Genomic DNA, 468 nt, shown 5'->3' on the forward strand with positions numbered 1-468 from the left:
ATCGAGGTCATCAGTCCTTTCTGCGCGGCCGTTCTCGGCCTGACGCTCAATCACGCCGCGTTTTCGGCGGAAGTGATTCGCGGCGGGATTCTGTCCGTCGATCAGGGGCAGCTAGAAGAGGCTGCGGCGCTGGGGTTGCCGCGGCTTCGCCAGGCGAGACGCATCGTGCTGCCGCAGGCCATGCCGGGCATCCTGTCGGGCAGCCTGATCGTGTTCGGGCTGTCGGCCAGTTCGTTCGCGATTCCCGCGCTGCTGGGCGGACGCCGCCTGAAGATGGTGGCCACGGTGGTCTACGACGAATTCCTGACCGAACTGAACTGGCCGCTGGGCGCGGCCATCGCCATCGTGCTGCTGGTGGTCAACGTCGTCATCATGATGGCGTACAACCGCGTGGTGGAACGTTCCTACCGGCGCAGCCTGGGTTGAGCGAGGACAGCGATCATGCAGAAAAACGGTCCCTTCGCTCTC

At 64.5% G+C, this 468-nt stretch carries 1 protein-coding gene; it reads left to right on the forward strand.

Annotated elements, in window-relative coordinates; genetic code table 11:
- Positions 1–426: ABC transporter permease (locus SB751_RS28190; protein WP_410748808.1), on the forward strand; the 426-nt coding region annotated here is incomplete at its 5' end.
- Positions 427–468 lie beyond the last annotated feature (42 nt).

Origin of the sequence: Cupriavidus sp. SIMBA_020 (assembly GCF_046535395.1) — a bacterium.
GTDB lineage: Bacteria > Pseudomonadota > Gammaproteobacteria > Burkholderiales > Burkholderiaceae > Cupriavidus > Cupriavidus campinensis.